This is a genomic window from Streptomyces klenkii (assembly GCF_003626645.1).
Classification (GTDB): Bacteria; Actinomycetota; Actinomycetes; order Streptomycetales; family Streptomycetaceae; genus Streptomyces; species Streptomyces klenkii.
The window spans coordinates 133,798-149,862 of sequence record NZ_RBAM01000003.1 but is presented as its reverse complement, the minus strand read 5'-3'; the positions used below and the strand labels follow the sequence as shown (position 1 = coordinate 149,862).

Annotated in this window: 12 protein-coding genes; 5 read left to right on the top strand and 7 right to left on the bottom strand. The window is 72.0% G+C overall.

Annotated features, from left to right (window positions below):
• Positions 1-27: 27 nt before the first annotated feature.
• The 4 genes from D7231_RS07405 to D7231_RS07390 form a co-directional block, all read right to left on the bottom strand.
• A complete protein-coding gene (locus D7231_RS07405) occupies positions 28-342 on the bottom strand; it encodes a DUF6343 family protein (RefSeq protein WP_120754144.1) in 315 nt (104 codons plus the stop codon).
• Between the two features lie 69 nt (positions 343-411).
• Positions 412-1,842 (bottom strand): WGR domain-containing protein, encoded by a 1,431-nt coding sequence (locus D7231_RS07400; protein ID WP_120754143.1) that lies wholly within the window; start codon positions 1,840-1,842, stop codon positions 412-414.
• 125 nt (positions 1,843-1,967) lie between these two features.
• On the bottom strand, positions 1,968-2,549 hold the full coding sequence (locus tag D7231_RS07395) for a methylated-DNA--[protein]-cysteine S-methyltransferase (protein ID WP_120754142.1): 582 nt from the start codon (positions 2,547-2,549) through the stop codon (positions 1,968-1,970).
• Between the two features lie 133 nt (positions 2,550-2,682).
• Positions 2,683-3,648, bottom strand: coding sequence for a glycerophosphodiester phosphodiesterase (locus tag D7231_RS07390; RefSeq protein WP_120754141.1), 966 nt, complete (start codon positions 3,646-3,648; stop codon positions 2,683-2,685).
• Between the two features lie 224 nt (positions 3,649-3,872).
• Between D7231_RS07390 and uvrB the strand changes: the two genes are divergently transcribed.
• The 4 genes from uvrB (at position 3,873) to D7231_RS07370 (ending at position 9,897) form a co-directional block, all read left to right on the top strand.
• The gene (gene uvrB / locus D7231_RS07385) at positions 3,873-6,017 is read left to right on the top strand and encodes an excinuclease ABC subunit UvrB (RefSeq protein ID WP_120754140.1); all 2,145 of its coding nucleotides are present in this window, start codon (positions 3,873-3,875) and stop codon (positions 6,015-6,017) included.
• A 158-nt stretch (positions 6,018-6,175) separates the two neighbouring features.
• Complete coding sequence (locus D7231_RS07380; protein WP_106681282.1) at positions 6,176-6,754, top strand: TerD family protein; 579 nt, start codon at positions 6,176-6,178, stop codon at positions 6,752-6,754.
• Between the two features lie 107 nt (positions 6,755-6,861).
• Positions 6,862-8,736 (top strand): TerD family protein, encoded by a 1,875-nt coding sequence (locus D7231_RS07375; RefSeq protein ID WP_120754139.1) that lies wholly within the window; start codon positions 6,862-6,864, stop codon positions 8,734-8,736.
• 111 nt (positions 8,737-8,847) lie between these two features.
• Positions 8,848-9,897, top strand: coding sequence for a TerC family protein (locus tag D7231_RS07370; RefSeq protein ID WP_241999607.1), 1,050 nt, complete (start codon positions 8,848-8,850; stop codon positions 9,895-9,897).
• A gap of 38 nt (positions 9,898-9,935) precedes the next feature.
• Here the strand turns inward: D7231_RS07370 and D7231_RS07365 are convergent, their stop codons facing one another.
• From D7231_RS07365 to D7231_RS07355, 3 genes are all read right to left on the bottom strand, one after another.
• A complete protein-coding gene (locus D7231_RS07365) occupies positions 9,936-11,219 on the bottom strand; it encodes an MFS transporter (protein WP_120754586.1) in 1,284 nt (427 codons plus the stop codon).
• A 284-nt stretch (positions 11,220-11,503) separates the two neighbouring features.
• Positions 11,504-12,160 carry an MBL fold metallo-hydrolase gene (locus D7231_RS07360; protein WP_120754138.1) on the bottom strand — a complete coding sequence of 219 codons (657 nt, stop codon included), beginning with the start codon at positions 12,158-12,160 and terminating at the stop codon, positions 11,504-11,506.
• A 39-nt stretch (positions 12,161-12,199) separates the two neighbouring features.
• A complete protein-coding gene (locus D7231_RS07355) occupies positions 12,200-12,892 on the bottom strand; it encodes a maleylpyruvate isomerase family mycothiol-dependent enzyme (RefSeq protein ID WP_120754137.1) in 693 nt (230 codons plus the stop codon).
• Positions 12,893-13,144: 252 nt separating this feature from the next.
• Between D7231_RS07355 and uvrA the strand changes: the two genes are divergently transcribed.
• On the top strand, positions 13,145-16,057 hold the full coding sequence (uvrA, locus tag D7231_RS07350) for an excinuclease ABC subunit UvrA (RefSeq protein WP_120754585.1): 2,913 nt from the start codon (positions 13,145-13,147) through the stop codon (positions 16,055-16,057).
• Positions 16,058-16,065 lie beyond the last annotated feature (8 nt).

Below are 16,065 nucleotides of genomic sequence, written 5' to 3'. Positions count from 1 at the left end.
GACCTTCCCGGGGGAAGGAGTGGGCCGCTACGGATACGGTCCGCGCCCGTCGTCCCCCGGGCTCCGGTGCTCCCAGGGATCCCGGCGGTCGCTGACCGGCCGGTACGGCGGGACGTCCCGGCCGGGCTGGAAGTGCGGGCCCTGCCGGATGTGCCGGATCACCAGGGTGAGGTCGACCGCGGTCACCGCGACCAGCACCCCGCAGGCGAGGGCCCAGCCGGGGTGGCCGGTGATCGCGAAGAGCACGGTGCCCGTGACGGCCCAGAACAGGCCCCAGGAGGCCAGCCCGCAGCGCAGCCGCAGGGGGCTGCGGGCCGTGGCGGGTTCGTTGCCGGTACGCATGGCGATGCACCTCTGCCTCCAGGATCCACCCGGACGGTTGAAGGGCGCCGCCCGGCCGGGCGGCAGGGCTCAGACCAGGCGCCGGATCTCGCCCCGCATGCGGTAGAAGCCGCCGGCCGCGGGTGCGAGGGCGTCGATGACGTAGCGGGCGCCGGCCTCGCGTATGTGCCGGGGGAACTGGACCTTCCAGCCGGGGTCGTAGCCCTCGGAGACGACGTGGACCCGCAGCCGGCCGCCTTCCTGGACGCACTCGACGACGACGCCCGTCGCGGGCGCGGCGCTCACCGTGGCGAGGGTGCGGGACGGGGTGTACGTGGGCACGGCCGCGGCCGACTTGACGTCCACGGGCACCGGGACGTCGCCCGCCTGCGCCGCGGCGACCGCGCGGTCACTGGCGTCGACGCAGACCAGCGCGCCGTCCGTGGTGACCATGTACAGCTTCTCGTCCAGATACTGCATGGAGAGAGCCGAGCCGCCGCCCGTGCCGAGCTTCCACAGCCGGGTGCCGTCCGCCGCGAAGCAGTACACCGACGACGAGGAGTCGCCCGCGAAGACGTAGCGGCCGCCGGGGGAGGTGGCGCAGGAGTAGACGACGGTGTCGCACGGGTAGGTGGCCTCGACGGCGCCCGTGGCCTTGGACAGGCGCTGGACGACCCGGCGGTTGGTGCCGGCGTAGACGGCGTGGTCCTCCTGCCAGCCGAACAGCACCGAGCCGGACGTGGGGGTGTGCCACAGCTCGCCGCTGCCGTCCTGGGCGTAGGCGGTCACGCCGCGCGAGTGGCCGTGGTAGACGGCGCGTTCGTCGCGGCGGACCATCCAGGCGTGGTCGCCGCTGCTGTTGCGCGACCACTGGTGCTCGTCCTCGTGGTCGATGACGGTCAGCCTGCCGTTGCGGTCGGCCACGTTGAGGACGCCCTCGCGGATGTCGAGCCAGAAGATGTCGACGTCGGAGGAGATCTCGTACGCGGCGAAGGGCAGCTTGGAGGACAGGTCGTAGACCGTGCCGTCGTCGCACCCGGCGTAGATCCAGAAGTCGTCCGCGACCAGGCACTTGACGCCGGCGGGCAGCTGGTAGCGGGCCAGCACCTCGCCGTCGTGGCCGAGGGTGTGGACGTGCCCCGCCTGGTTGCCCACCCAGCAGCGGTCCTCGTCGACGTGGATGCCGAAGGCGGCGGAGCCGGTGTCGAAGCGCCACAGCACCGGCGCCACGGCCCGCGCGGTCGACGGCGCGGAGGAGACCTGACGATGCGTCACGGGGCGGGCGGCGCGCTGTCCGGCCACGGCCGGGGCGTAGCCCTTGCGGACCTTCTCGCCGACCTTCTTCGCCGCTGCCGCCCGGGCCTTCTCCGCGGTCGGGAACGCGGACGTCTGGGTCTGGCCGGGGGCGCCGATGCGGCCGTAGCGGACCGTGACGGCCGTGCCGGCGACGGTGACCTCGTAGAACTTGTGCGCCCCGCCGCCGTCCTGCGAAAGCTCCAGGTACGTCGTCTCTCCCGCCATGGCAAAGCCCCTCTTCCCCGTCCGTCGGCCACGCCGGCCGATCTCCGTGCCGAGCACGCTAGGGGCTGCCACTGACAATCAGCGCTCGCGCACCGGCCCGAGCGCCACGGCAAACAGACGAACCGTTAGAAAAGGGGCTCGGGAAGCACTCCTTCGAGGGACAGGAGTGCGCGCTTGATCTCCAGCCCGCTGCCGAACCCGCCGAGGCCGCCGTTGCTCTCGATGACGCGGTGGCACGGCACCACGACCGGCAGCGGATTGCTGCCCATGGCCACGCCCACGGCCCGGGCCGCCCCGCGCTCGCCCACGCGGTCGGCCAGGTCCTGGTAGCTGACCACGGTCCCGTACGGGACGCCGCCGGCCAGCTCGCGCAGCACGCGGCGGTTGAACCCGGAGGTCAGCGACCAGTCCAGCGGGACCGAGAAGGTCTCCCGGCGGCCGGCGAAATAGGCCGTGAGCTCGGCGGACGCCCGGTCGAGGACCTCTCGCGCGGCGCACGGCCCGCTCGCCGGGCCGGTGCCCATGCGGCGCGTGAGGCCGGCGACGGCCTCCGCCGTCTCCGCCGCACCGGCGCGGAAGATCACCTGGAGCAGCCCCCGGGGCGTCGCGGCGATTCCCAGCGGGCCGATGGAGGCGCCGACCGTCGCCCACGCCCACTCCTGCGGCCGGGGCGGCGCGGCCGCGGGGGCCGTTTCCAGGTCCGTCATGAGGCCAGCGTAGGCCGTCCGGGGGCCCCGCCGGGCACGGACCGCACAAGTGATCCACGATCATGCGATCAGCGGGCCTCAGGCAGACCCTGGGCAGGCCCGGGCCGCGCGCCCCGCCGGAGCCCGGAGCCCGCTAGAACCCCAGGAAGCTCAGGAACGACAGGGGGCCGTCGTCCTCTTCCTCCTGCTCGTCCGCCGCCCCCTCCAGGGCCTCCTCGATCACCTGCGGGGCGTTGCTGATGATGCCGTCGACCCCCATGCGCGCCAGCGCCACGGCCCGGTCGCCGTTGTCCACCGTCCACGCGGACACCTCCAGCGGCCGCCCGTGCGCTCCCCGCACGGCGTGCACCGCCCGTACGTAGGCGGCGGTGACGCTCTTGTGGCTCGGGTTGATCTGGTCGGCGAACGCGGCGTACGAGCGCAGCTCCGAAGGCTTCGGGGCGCCCAGGAAGCCCGTCTTCACGTCCGGCCGCACCCGGTGGAAGGCCTTGAGGGAGGGCGCGCTGAAGGACTGCACGACGAGGGCGTCGCGCACGTGCCGGGCGTTGAGCCACCCGGCGCGCTGCAATTCGCCCGCCAGCTGCCGCTCGATGCCCGGGTACAGCTCGGGCGCCTTGACCTCCAGCAGCAGCTTCTGCCGGTTGTGGTCCACGCGCTGGAGGTAGCGCCGCAGCGTGGGCACCCGCTCGCCGGCGAACCTGCGGTCGTACCAGCTGCCCGCGTCGAGCTTCTGGATCTCGGCGAGCGTGAAGTCGGCGACCTTCCAGGGGGCGCGGCCGGGAAAGCGCCGTCCGGCGTCCGTGGTGCGCTTCAGGGTGGTGTCGTGCATGACGATCAGGGCGCCGTCCTTGGTGCGCTGCACGTCGTTCTCCACCCAGGTGATCCCCAGGCCGGCCGCCTCGTCGATCGATGCCAGCGTGTTCTCCGGCGCCCGGACCGGCACCCCGCGGTGGCCGATCGCCAGCGGCGTGCCCGCCCGCAGGGTCTTCGCGGCGGGTGCGGCCTCCACGGCGGCCCCGGTCGGGGGAGCGGCGGCGAGGAGGAGTGCGGACAGGCCGAGCAGCACGCCGGTCACGGCGGAGACGGGGCGGATGCGCATGGGGGCTCCTCGCGGCGGCTGGACACGGACGGTCGCGGACGCCCGCGGCGCCCCGACCCCTGGTGTACGGGATGGGCCTACCTCAGACAAGTACGCGACGGGAGCGCGCCGGGCGCACGCCGACGGGTGTTCTTCGCCGGATCGCCGCCCGCCGTTCGCCCCGGGAACAGGGGCCGGACGGCGGGTGTCCGGCCGTTGTCAGTGGCGGGTCGTACCGTGGTCCCATGCGGCCCGTATCGAAGATCGAACGCAAGGTGGCGCCTTTCGAGGTCGTCAGCCCCTTCCAGCCCAGCGGTGACCAGCCCGCGGCCATCGCCGAGCTGGAGCGGCGTATCCGCGCAGGTGAGAAGGATGTCGTCCTCCTCGGTGCCACCGGCACCGGCAAGTCCGCGACCACCGCGTGGATGATCGAGAAGCTCCAGCGGCCGACGCTCGTCATGGCGCCGAACAAGACCCTGGCGGCCCAGCTCGCCAATGAGTTCCGCGAGCTCCTGCCCAACAACGCCGTCGAATACTTCGTCTCGTACTACGACTACTACCAGCCCGAGGCCTACGTTCCGCAGTCGGACACGTACATCGAGAAGGATTCCTCGATCAACGAGGAGGTGGAGCGGCTGCGCCACTCCGCCACCAACTCCCTGCTCACGCGGCGTGACGTCGTGGTGGTGGCCTCGGTGTCCTGCATCTACGGCCTGGGTACCCCCCAGGAGTACGTCGACCGCATGGTGCCGCTGAAGATCGGCGAGGAGATCGACCGCGACGACCTGCTGCGCCGCTTCGTGGAGATCCAGTACACCCGCAACGACGTCGCGTTCACCCGCGGCACCTTCCGCGTCCGGGGCGACACCATCGAGATCTTCCCGGTCTACGAGGAGCTCGCCGTCCGCATCGAGATGTTCGGCGACGAGATCGAGGCGCTCTCCACGCTCCACCCCCTCACCGGAGAGGTCCTCTCCGACGACCAGGAGCTGTACGTCTTCCCCGCCAGCCACTACATCGCCGGCGCCGAGCGCATGGAGAAGGCCGTCGCCGGCATCGAGGCGGAGCTGGAGGAGACCCTCGCCCGGATGGAGAAGCAGGGCAAGCTGCTGGAGGCGCAGCGGCTGCGCATGCGCACCACGTACGACATCGAGATGATGCGTCAGATCGGCTCCTGCTCCGGCATCGAGAACTACTCGCTGCACATGGACGGCCGCGAGCCCGGCTCCCCGCCCAACACCCTCATGGACTACTTCCCGGAGGACTTCCTCCTCGTCATCGACGAGTCGCACGTCACCGTCCCGCAGATCGGTGCCATGTACGAGGGGGACGCCTCCCGCAAGCGGACGCTGGTCGAGCACGGCTTCCGGCTGCCGTCGGCCATGGACAACCGCCCGCTGAAGTGGGAGGAGTTCACCGAGCGCATCGGCCAGACGGTGTATCTGTCGGCCACGCCCGGCAAGTACGAGCTCTCGCGCTCCGACGGCTTCGTGGAGCAGATCATCCGCCCCACCGGCCTCGTCGACCCCGAGGTCGTCGTCAAGCCGACCGAGGGCCAGATCGACGACCTGGTGCACGAGATCCGCAAGCGCACCGAGAAGGACGAGCGGGTCCTGGTCACCACCCTCACCAAGAAGATGGCCGAGGACCTCACGGACTACTTCCTGGAGCTCGGCATCCAGGTCCGCTATCTCCACAGCGACGTCGACACCCTGCGCCGCGTGGAGCTGCTGCGCGAGCTGCGGGCCGGTGAGTACGACGTGCTGGTCGGCATCAACCTGCTGCGCGAGGGCCTCGACCTGCCCGAGGTGTCCCTCGTCGCCATCCTGGACGCCGACAAGGAGGGCTTCCTGCGCTCGGGGACGTCCCTCATCCAGACCATCGGCCGCGCCGCGCGCAACGTCTCCGGCCAGGTGCACATGTACGCCGACAAGGTCACCCCGGCCATGGAGAAGGCCATCGAGGAGACCAACCGCCGCCGGGCGAAGCAGATCGCGTACAACAAGGAGCGGGGCCTGGACCCCCAGCCCCTGCGCAAGAAGATCGGCGACATCGTCGCGACCCTCGCCCGCGAGGAGATCGACACGCAGGAGCTGCTGGGCTCGGGCTACCGCGACAAGGGCGCCAAGGGCAAGGCGCCGGTGCCCACCGCCGCGGCCGGAAAGGCGGCCGGCAAGGGGGCGAAGGCCGCCAAGGGCGCCAAGGCGAAGGGCGCCGTCGCGGTGACGGACAAGCCCGCCGCCGAACTGGCGCAGCAGATCGAGGACATGACCGACCGCATGCGGGCCGCTGCCGCGGAGCTCCAGTTCGAGGTCGCCGCCCGGCTGCGCGACGAGGTGAGCGAGCTCAAGAAGGAGCTGCGGCAGATGAGGGAGGCCGGCCTCGCCTGACGCTCCGGCACCACCCGCCGCGGGGGCCGCGGCCGGATGTTGCAAGACCGCCACAAATCCCGTCCGGATTCGTGTGCGGTCCGGGTCCGTGCGTAGGGTCGGGGCCGGAGGCCGTGCGGACGCCCGGCCCACGGGGATAGAACGAGAAGGGACTGCGCGTGACGGTCAACTTGTCCAAGGGTCAGGGCATCAGCCTGCAGAAGGCAGACGGGGGCACCCTGACCGCCGTGCGGATGGGGCTGGGCTGGCAGGCCGCCCCCCGCCGCGGACTGTTCGGGTCGCGCACGAGGGAGATCGACCTCGACGCCTCGGCGGTGCTGTTCGCCGGCGGCCAGCCGGTGGACGTGGTCTTCTTCCGCCACCTGGTCAGCGACGACGGCTCGGTCCGCCACACCGGTGACAACCTGGTCGGCGGCGCCGGCACCGGCGGCGACGACGAGGCCATCCTCGTCGACCTCCAGCGCGTTCCCGTGCACATCGACCAGATCGTCTTCACGGTGAACTCCTTCACCGGCCAGACGTTCTCCGAGGTGCAGAACGCCTTCTGCCGCCTCGTCGACGAGACCAACGGCCAGGAGCTCGCCCGCTACACCCTGGACGGCGGCGGCGCGTACACCGCGCAGATCATGGCGAAGGTGCACCGTTCCGGCAGCGGCTGGGCGATGACCGCCATCGGCACGCCGGCCAACGGCAAGACCTTCCAGGACCTCATGCCGGCGATCCTGCCGAGCCTGTAGGCACACGCGTCCTGACACCACATCCCGGGCCCGGCGGAGAGCGCTTCCGCCGGGCCCGCGGGCACGACAAGCGCAGAACGAGCACGAGCAACTAGGGGGCGCAAGCAATGACGGCCGAGCTGGTGCGGGGGCAGAACCACCCGCTGTCCGGGACCCGCTTGGAGATCCGGGTCTCCGCGGAAGGCCCCGTCGTCGCGGGCGCCACGCTCGCCGGTGCGAACGGCACGGTGTCCGGCGCCGACCGGGTCGCGCACCCCGCCTCCCACCGCCTGCCCGGCCTGGAGGTCTCCCGGCAGGCCGCGGCCGACCACCGGCTCGCCGTCGACCTGGACGCTCTCCCCGAGGACGTGCACCGCGTCCACGTGCTGCTCGCGCTGCCCGCCGGAGCCGGCGGCCCCACCTCCTTCGGGGTGCTGGCCGCCCCGTTCGTCGCCGTCACCGAGCTCGACGGCGCGGAGATCGCCACGTACACGATCACGGACCTCGGCGCCGAGTCCGCCGTCGTCGCCGTGGAGCTGTACCGCAGGCAGGACGCCTGGAAGGTGCGCGCCGTCGGCCAGGGCTACGCGGGCGGCCTCGCCGCGCTGCTCCAGGACCAGGGCCTGGAGCGGGCCCTGGAGACGGCCGCCGCCATCAACGAGGCCGTCACCCGCGGCACGGCCCGCGCCGTCGCACCGCCGCCCCCGCGCACGGCTCCGGACGCCGCGCCCCCGCGCCCCGCCCCGGACCCCGCCCCGCAGAGCCCCGCGGCCGGGGGCGGGCCCGTCGACTACCGCCACCCCCGCCGTGCCACCGCCACGCCTCCCGCACCCGCCCCGGCCGCCCCGCCCGCCGAGCCCGGGCAGCCGCCGCGCCCCGTGGCCGGCGACGCCAACGGCTGGACCATGGACGAGCGGCTCTACAACCAGGTGTGGGGCATGTTCGAGGACCTGGCCCGCTCCGCCGCCGCCTACCGCAGCGCCGTCGACTTCGCGGAGTCCCGCCTGGAGCAGGAGCTGGACAAGGTGCTCTCCGACCCGGCCACCCGGGTCGGCCCCGCCGCCGACGCGGCCCGGGCGGAGGCCCGCGCCCGGCAGGCGAGCCTGGTGGAGCAGGCCCGCGCCGTCCTCGACCGGGACCTGACTCAGCTCACCGCCGAGGCCGAGGTCGTCGAGCACGCCCTGCCGCCCGCCTTCGCCCGCTGGGACAATCCCGTCTGGCACGGCTACCAGGTGCCGCTGGAGACCCCCATGGCCCTGCGCCTGGGCGATCTGCACCTGCCGGAGGGCACCGGCCTGCGGATCCCCATGCTGGTGCGGCTGCCCCTGGAGCGCGGCCTGTGGATCGACAGCGGCCGCCCCACCGGGTTCGAATCGGCGGTCGTGGACGCCACCGAGCTGCGCCGCCTCGCCATGGAGACGGCGGTCGCCCACGCGGCGCGGCTGCTGGCCGTGTACCCGGTCGGGGACTTCACCGTGCACGTCATCGACCCGGCGGGCGCGGCCGGCACGGCCCTCGCGCCGCTGTTGCAGACCGGCGCGCTGAAGGAGCCGCCCGCGGCCGGGGCGCAGGGCGTCTCCGCGCTGCTCCAGCGGCTGACGCGCCGCGTCGACCTGGTGCAGATGGCCGTGCGCAGCGGCGCCGCCGACTCCCTCCCGCCGGACGTGGACACCGCCGAGCAGCTGCTGATCGTCAACGACTTCCCGCACGGCTTCGACGACCGCGCGGTCAACCAGCTGCGCTACCTCGCGGACGAGGGCCCGTCCGTCGGAGTGCACCTGATGATGGTCGCCGACCGGGAGGACGCCCGCGGGTACGGGCCGGTGCTCGACCCGCTCTGGCGCGCCCTGCTGAGGATCACGCCGGTCCCCGACGACCACCTCGCCGACCCGTGGGTCGGGCACACCTGGACGTACGAGCCGTCGCTCGTGCCGGCCGGCAGCGACGTCGTGCGGCAGGTGCTGCAACGGGTGGGGCAGGCGCGGCAGGCCTACGGCATCTAGTAGGTAAAGCGCCTCCGACCTGGGCTTTTTGGGTTTCCTTTACCGTTCCTTGGTTCTTCCTGTACCGTTTTGAGGACTGCCGTACGCCCCGTACGACGTACCGGAGGAACAGTGGACGTCTCCCTGACCCTGTGGGCGCTGACCATCCTTGGTCTCTGCGCCCTCGTCGCCGCCGACTTCTTCATCGGAGGCCGCAAGCCGCACGAGGTCTCCCTCAAGGAAGCCGGCATCTGGACGGCGGTCTGGGTCGCGCTGGCCGGCCTCTTCGGCCTCGGCCTGCTGGTCTTCGGCGGCGGTCAGCCCGCCGGCGAGTTCTTCGCGGGCTTCATCACCGAGAAGTCGCTGAGCGTCGACAACCTCTTCGTCTTCGTCCTGATCATGGCGAAGTTCGCGGTGCCGCCGGTCTACCAGCAGCGCGTGCTGATGGTCGGCGTGCTCATCGCCCTCGTGCTGCGGGCCGTGTTCATCGGCGCCGGCGCGGCGATCATCGCCAACTTCTCCTGGGTCTTCTACATCTTCGGCGCCTTCCTGATCTGGACCGCCTGGAAGCTCATCCAGGAGGCGCGCGCCGACGAGGAGGACGAAGAGTTCGAGGAGAATCGTTTCCTCAAGCTGGTCGAGAAGCGCTTCCCCTCCACCGACCGCTACCACGGCACCAAGCTCTTCGTCGTGGAGAACGGCAAGCGCCTGATGACGCCGATGCTGATCGTCATGCTGGCGATCGGCACCACCGACGTCCTCTTCGCCCTGGACTCGATCCCCGCGATCTTCGGCCTGACCCAGGACCCGTACATCGTCTTCACCGCCAACGCCTTCGCCCTCATGGGCCTGCGCCAGCTGTACTTCCTGATCGGCGGCCTGCTGAAGAAGCTCGTCCACCTCTCGTACGGGCTGTCGGTCATCCTCGGCTTCATCGGCGTCAAGCTCGTCCTGCACGCCCTGCACGAGAACGGCGTGGGCGTCCCGGAGATCAGCATCCCGGTGTCCCTCGGCGTCATCTGCGCGGTGCTGGTCGTCACCACCATCACCAGCCTCCGCGCCTCGCGGAAGCAGGCGGAGGCGGAGGTCGAGGCCGGGGCTCAGGCGGAGGCCCTCCGGGCCGCCGCGGCTGCTCCGGAGGGCGGGAACGCAGGCGACGCCAAGGACGCCGCCCGCGTCTGACGGCGCCGATGCCGCGTGCCTCAGGAGGCCGTCCCCGCTCAGGCGGGGGCGGCCTCCGGCGCGGTTCCGGGCGCCGTGCCGGGCCGGGTCTCGGGCAGCCGGGCGAAGCACCCCAGGCTGACGAGGGAGACGGCCACGAGATAGCCGGCGACCGCCCAGGGCGGGCCGGAGCCCTGCGCCAGCGCCGTCGCCACGACCGGCGTGAGGCCGCCGCCCACCACCCCGGCCAGGTTGTAGCCGACCGCCGCCCCCGTGCAGCGCACCCGGGTCTCGAACAGCTCCGGCAGGTACGCGGCGACGACGCTGACCACCGCCGAGAACGGCACCGCCGCCCCCGCGAAGCCCAGCGTCATCCACACCGGTCGCCCGGTGTGCAGCAGGCCGATCAGCGGCACCATCCACAGGGCCAGGCCCGCGCTGCCGGCCAGGCACAGGGAGCGCCGCCCGTAGCGGTCGCCCAGCAGCGCGAAGAGCGGGATGAGCAGGGTGGAGACGGCGATGCCCGCCATGATGCAGCCGAGCATGGCCGTGCGGCCGACGCCCAGCCGCTCGGTGCCGTAGGCCAGGGCCCAGGTGCTCATCGCGTAGTGGACGGCGTAGACGAGGGAGAGCCCGCCCGCGATGAGCAGGACCGGCCGCCAGTGGCCGCGCAGGAGCTCGGCGAGCGGCAGGTCGGCCCGGGTGTCCGTGGCCTCCAGCGCGCGGAACTGCGGCGTCTCCGGGAGCCGGGAGCGCAGCAGCAGGCCCGCCGCCGCCATGAGGCCCGCGCCCCAGAACGGCACCCGCCAGCCCCAGGCCAGGTAGTCCGCCTCGGAGAGCCCCGCCGACAGCGCGAGGGCGAGGCCGTTGGCCAGCAGGAACCCCACCGGCGCGCCGAGCTGCGGGAAGCTGGTCCACAGGGCGCGGCGGTGCGCCGGGGCGTGCTCCCCGGTCAGCAGCACCGCTCCGCCCCATTCGCCGCCGACCCCCAGCCCCTGCGCGAACCGCAGGACGAGCAGGAGCAGCGGCGCGGCGACGCCGATGGTGTCGTAGGCGGGGACGAACCCCACGCAGACCGTGGACACGCCGGTCAGCAGCAGGGAGGCCATGAGGACGGGCCGGCGGCCGTGCCGGTCGCCGATGTGCCCGAAGAGCACCGAGCCCAGCGGGCGGGCGAGGAAGCCGATGCCGAAGGTGCCGAAGGCGGCGAGGGTGCCGAGCAGCGGCGACGCGGTGGGGAAGAACAGCGGGCCGAGGACGAGCGCGGCGGCGGTGCCGTAGACGTAGAAGTCGTAGAACTCGATGGCGGTGCCGGTCATGGCGGCGAGCGCCAGGCGCGGCATGGACGGCGCGCGGTGGGGCGCGGTGTGCTGCGGGTGCATGTAGTGCCCAACAGTCAGTCGGTAGGGAAGCAACGGGCGTGCGGGCGCGCTACGGGGGGCGCGGGGGAGTCGCAAAGATTTTTCGTCCGGATTTGCGTAGATATGGCGATCCGGCTCGAGGGGGAGTACTTTAAGAGATGAGGCCGCCGCATCCGGAGTGATTTGGATGGACGGCCTCACTGCATGCCCCGCGGCCCCTGCCTACCCGGGGCATCACTCGTTCCCGGGGCTCGGGGCGGGGAGGGTCACCAGCCGCGTGCGCGCCACTCGGCGAGGTGGGGCCGCTCGGCGCCCAGCGTGGTGTCCGCGCCGTGGCCGGGGTAGACCCAGGTCTCGTCCGGCAACTGTCCGAAGAGCTTCGTCTCCACGTCGTGGAGGAGGCTCGCGAACGCCTCCGCGTCGTTGTGGGTGTTGCCCACGCCGCCCGGGAACAGGCAGTCCCCGGTGAACACGTGCGCGTGGCCGTGCGGGTCGTCGTAGACCAGCGCGATGCTGCCCGGGGTGTGGCCCACGAGGTGGCGGGCGGTCAGCTCCACGCGGCCGACGCGGATGACGTCCCCGTCGTCCACCGGAACGTCCGTCGGCACGGGGATGCCCTCGGCGTCCTCGCGGCCCGCGTAGGTGGTGGCGCCGGTGGCGTCGACCACCTCGCGCAGGGCCTGCCAGTGGTCGCCGTGCTGGTGCGTGGTGACCACGGACGCGATGCCGCTGTCACCGATCAGGCTCATCAGGGTGTGCGGCTCGGCCGCCGCGTCGATCAGCAACTGCTCGTCCGTCGCGCGGCAGCGCAGCAGGTAGGCGTTGTTGTCCATCGGGCCGACCGCGACTTTCGAGATCATCAGGTCGGTCAGCTCGTGCACGTCCGCCGGTCCGCCGACCTTCACCGCTCCGCTGTACGTCATGCCGCCAGCCTATGCCTTCACCCCGTTCTCCCACCCCCGCTAAAGCGGGGGAAGAGCGGGCAGTGCGGCGCCGCCCGTGTCCAGTTCCGCACCCTTGCCGCCGCGGCCCGCGAGCCACCCCAGGAGGGCCGCCGGGGAGCCGGTGAGGGTGACCGGGGCGCCCTCCGCGGTGCCGCCCGTGCGCCAGCTCCTGCCGTCGTCGGCGACGAGCGTGACGGCGGGCACCTCCGGGCGGCCCGACCAGCGCTCGGCGAGGAAGGCGATCTCCCGGCCGGTGAACTCCTCCGGCAGGTCCGCCAGCTCGTAGCCGGCGTCCAGGTCCACCAGGTGCAGCTCCAGCTCGATCCAGCGGCGGAAGGGGACGCGGGCGGCCTGATCGGTCACGCCGTTGCGCATGACGACGGTGCGGGTCCAGTCGGCGGGCGCGGCGGCCCGGGCGCTCAGCCGCTCGGCGCTCTCGCGCAGGTCGGCGAGGTGGGCGTCCAGGGGGCGGGCGGCGTCCCGGGCGATGTCCGCGTCGCGGGACTCGCTGCTCGCGTACATGGGCCGCCCCGACAGGACGTTGGCGAGCGCGTCGGCGTTGCGCGCGATGTGTGCCAGCACATGGCCGCGGGTCCAGCCCGGGAGCCGGGACGGCCCGGCGACGGCGTCGTCGCCGAGTTTTCCGGCTGCGCTCAGGAAGCGGTCGGTCGCTTCGCGTACAGATGCCAGGTCGCGCACGTGATCGATCATGCGGCCGACGATAGCGCCGCCACTCGTCCGGGTGAAGGTGTCGGACTCCGACCGTAAATCGAATGTGCGTGCTATAGGCTCGGTGGGGCATCGCATCCGACAACAACGCCGCGGCCCCCCTACCCTGGACCGGGGGCGCGCGCCTCACCGCCCCAGGATCCGCCCGCAAGAACCGCTCCCGGGAAGCGTTCCCGAAGGCGACCGCAGGAGCGGACCCCATCGATATCGTTCTCAAGAAAGGTGCCGACCGGCGTGGCTGACCGTCTCATCGTCCGTGGCGCTCGCGAGCACAACCTCAAGAACGTCTCGCTCGACCTCCCCCGCGACTCCCTGATCGTCTTCACGGGGCTCTCCGGCTCGGGCAAGTCGTCCCTCGCGTTCGACACGATCTTCGCCGAGGGGCAGCGCCGCTACGTCGAGTCGCTCTCCTCCTACGCACGGCAGTTCCTCGGGCAGATGGACAAGCCCGACGTGGACTTCATCGAGGGCCTGTCCCCGGCCGTCTCCATCGACCAGAAGTCGACCTCGCGCAACCCGCGCTCCACCGTCGGCACGATCACCGAGGTCTACGACTACCTCCGGCTGCTCTTCGCCCGCATCGGCAAGCCGCACTGCCCCGAGTGCGCCCGCCCGATCTCCCGCCAGTCGCCGCAGGCGATCGTGGACAAGGTGCTGGAGCTCCCCGAGGGCAGCCGCTTCCAGGTGCTCTCCCCGCTGGTGCGCGAGCGCAAGGGCGAGTTCGTCGACCTCTTCTCCGACCTCCAGACCAAGGGCTACAGCCGGGCCCGGGTGGACGGGGAGACGATCCAGCTCTCCGACCCGCCCAAGCTCAAGAAGCAGGAGAAGCACACCATCGAGGTGGTCATCGACCGCCTCACCGTCAAGGACAGCGCCAAGCGCCGCCTGACCGACTCGGTCGAGACCGCCCTGGGCCTGTCCGGCGGCATGGTCATCCTCGACTTCGTCGACCTCCCCGAGGACGACGCCGAGCGCGAGCGGATGTACTCCGAGCACCTCTACTGCCCCTACGACGACCTGTCGTTCGAGGAGCTGGAGCCGCGCTCCTTCTCGTTCAACTCGCCCTTCGGCGCCTGCCCCGAGTGCACCGGCATCGGCACCCGCATGGAGGTCGACCCCGAGCTGATCATCCCGGACCCGGAGAAGTCGCTGGACGAGGGCGCGATCAGCCCCTGGTCGCACGGCCACACCAAGGACTACTTCAGCCGCCTGGTCGACGCCCTCGCCGACGCCCTCGGCTTCCGCACGGACATCCCCTGGGCCGGGCTGCCCGCGCGCGCCAAGAAGGCCCTCCTCAACGGCCACAAGACCCAGATCGAGGTGCGCTACCGCAACCGCTACGGACGCGAGCGCGCGTACACCACGGCCTTCGAGGGCGCGGTGCCGTTCGTCAAGCGGCGCCACTCCGAGGCCGAGAGCGACGCCAGCCGCGAGCGCTTCGAGGGCTATATGCGCGAGGTCGACTGCCCGACCTGCGAGGGCACGCGCCTGAAGCCGATCGTCCTGGCCGTCACCGTCCAGGGCCGGTCCATCGCCGAGGTCTCGGCGATGTCGATCAGCGAGTGCGCCGACTTCCTGCGGGACATGAAGCTCACCGGCCGCGAGAAGAAGATCGCCGAGCGGGTCCTCAAGGAGGTCAACGAGCGCCTGAAGTTCCTCGTCGACGTCGGCCTGGACTACCTCTCGCTCAACCGCGCCGCGGGCACCCTCTCCGGCGGCGAGGCCCAGCGCATCCGCCTCGCCACGCAGATCGGCTCCGGCCTCGTCGGCGTGCTCTACGTCCTGGACGAGCCCTCCATCGGCCTGCACCAGCGCGACAACCACCGCCTGATCGAGACCCTCGTCCGCCTGCGCGACATGGGCAACACCCTCATCGTCGTCGAGCACGACGAGGACACCATCAAGGTCGCCGACTGGGTCGTGGACATCGGCCCCGGCGCCGGCGAGCACGGCGGCAAGGTCGTGCACAGCGGCCCCTTGAAGGAGCTCCTGCGCAACAAGGAGTCGATGACCGGGCACTACCTCTCCGGCAAGAAGGCCATCGCCATACCGGCCGCCCGCCGCCCCGTCGACCCCGGCCGCCGGATCACCGTCCGCGGCGCCCGCGAGAACAACCTCCAGGACATCGACGTCTCGTTCCCGCTCGGCGTGCTCACGGCCGTCACCGGCGTCTCCGGCTCCGGCAAGTCCACGCTGGTCAACGACATCCTGTACACCCACCTCGCCCGCGAGCTGAACGGCGCCCGGGCCGTGCCCGGCCGCCACACCCGCGTCGACGGCGACGACCTCGTCGACAAGGTCGTCCACGTCGACCAGTCGCCCATCGGCCGGACGCCGCGGTCCAACCCGGCCACGTACACCGGCGTCTTCGACCACGTCCGCAAGCTCTTCGCGGAGACGATGGAGGCCAAGGTCCGGGGCTACCTGCCCGGCCGCTTCTCCTTCAACGTCAAGGGCGGCCGCTGCGAGAACTGCTCCGGCGACGGCACCATCAAGATCGAGATGAACTTCCTGCCGGACGTGTACGTGCCGTGCGAGGTCTGCCACGGCGCGCGCTACAACCGGGAGACCCTGGAGGTGCACTACAAGGGCAAGTCCATCGCCGAGGTGCTGGACATGCCCATCGAGGAGGCCCTGTCCTTCTTCGAGGCCGTGCCCACCATCGCCCGCCACCTGCGCACGCTCAACGAGGTCGGGCTCGGCTACGTCCGCCTCGGGCAGTCCGCGCCGACGCTCTCCGGCGGCGAGGCCCAGCGTGTGAAGCTCGCCAGCGAGCTCCAGAAGCGCTCCACGGGCCGCACGGTCTACGTCCTGGACGAGCCCACCACGGGTCTGCACTTCGAGGACATCAACAAGCTCATCTCGGTGCTGTCCGGCCTGGTCGACAAGGGCAACAGCGTCATCGTCATCGAGCACAACCTCGACGTCATCAAGACCGCCGACTGGGTCGTGGACATGGGCCCCGAGGGCGGCAACGGCGGCGGCCTCGTCATCGCCGAGGGCACGCCCGAGGACGTCGCGTCCGTGCCGTCCAGCCACACCGGCAAGTTCCTGCGGGAGCTCCTCGGGGACCGCGTCAGCGACGCGGTTCCGCTGCCGCGGAAGAAGCCCGCGGCCAGGAAGAAGGCCGCGGCGCGGCGGAGCTGACCGCCTCC

What these genes read in the sequence shown, in the direction of transcription:
- D7231_RS07405 (WP_120754144.1), bottom strand. Translation starts at nt 342, where the DNA reads ATGCGTACCGGCAACGAACCCGCCACGGCCCGCAGCCCCCTGCGGCTG.
- D7231_RS07400 (WP_120754143.1), bottom strand. Translation starts at nt 1,842, where the DNA reads ATGGCGGGAGAGACGACGTACCTGGAGCTTTCGCAGGACGGCGGCGGG.
- D7231_RS07395 (WP_120754142.1), bottom strand. Translation starts at nt 2,549, where the DNA reads ATGACGGACCTGGAAACGGCCCCCGCGGCCGCGCCGCCCCGGCCGCAG.
- D7231_RS07390 (WP_120754141.1), bottom strand. Translation starts at nt 3,648, where the DNA reads ATGCGCATCCGCCCCGTCTCCGCCGTGACCGGCGTGCTGCTCGGCCTG.
- uvrB (WP_120754140.1), top strand. Translation starts at nt 3,873, where the DNA reads ATGCGGCCCGTATCGAAGATCGAACGCAAGGTGGCGCCTTTCGAGGTC.
- D7231_RS07375 (WP_120754139.1), top strand. Translation starts at nt 6,862, where the DNA reads ATGACGGCCGAGCTGGTGCGGGGGCAGAACCACCCGCTGTCCGGGACC.
- D7231_RS07365 (WP_120754586.1), bottom strand. Translation starts at nt 11,219, where the DNA reads ATGCCGCGCCTGGCGCTCGCCGCCATGACCGGCACCGCCATCGAGTTC.
- D7231_RS07360 (WP_120754138.1), bottom strand. Translation starts at nt 12,160, where the DNA reads ATGACGTACAGCGGAGCGGTGAAGGTCGGCGGACCGGCGGACGTGCAC.
- D7231_RS07355 (WP_120754137.1), bottom strand. Translation starts at nt 12,892, where the DNA reads ATGATCGATCACGTGCGCGACCTGGCATCTGTACGCGAAGCGACCGAC.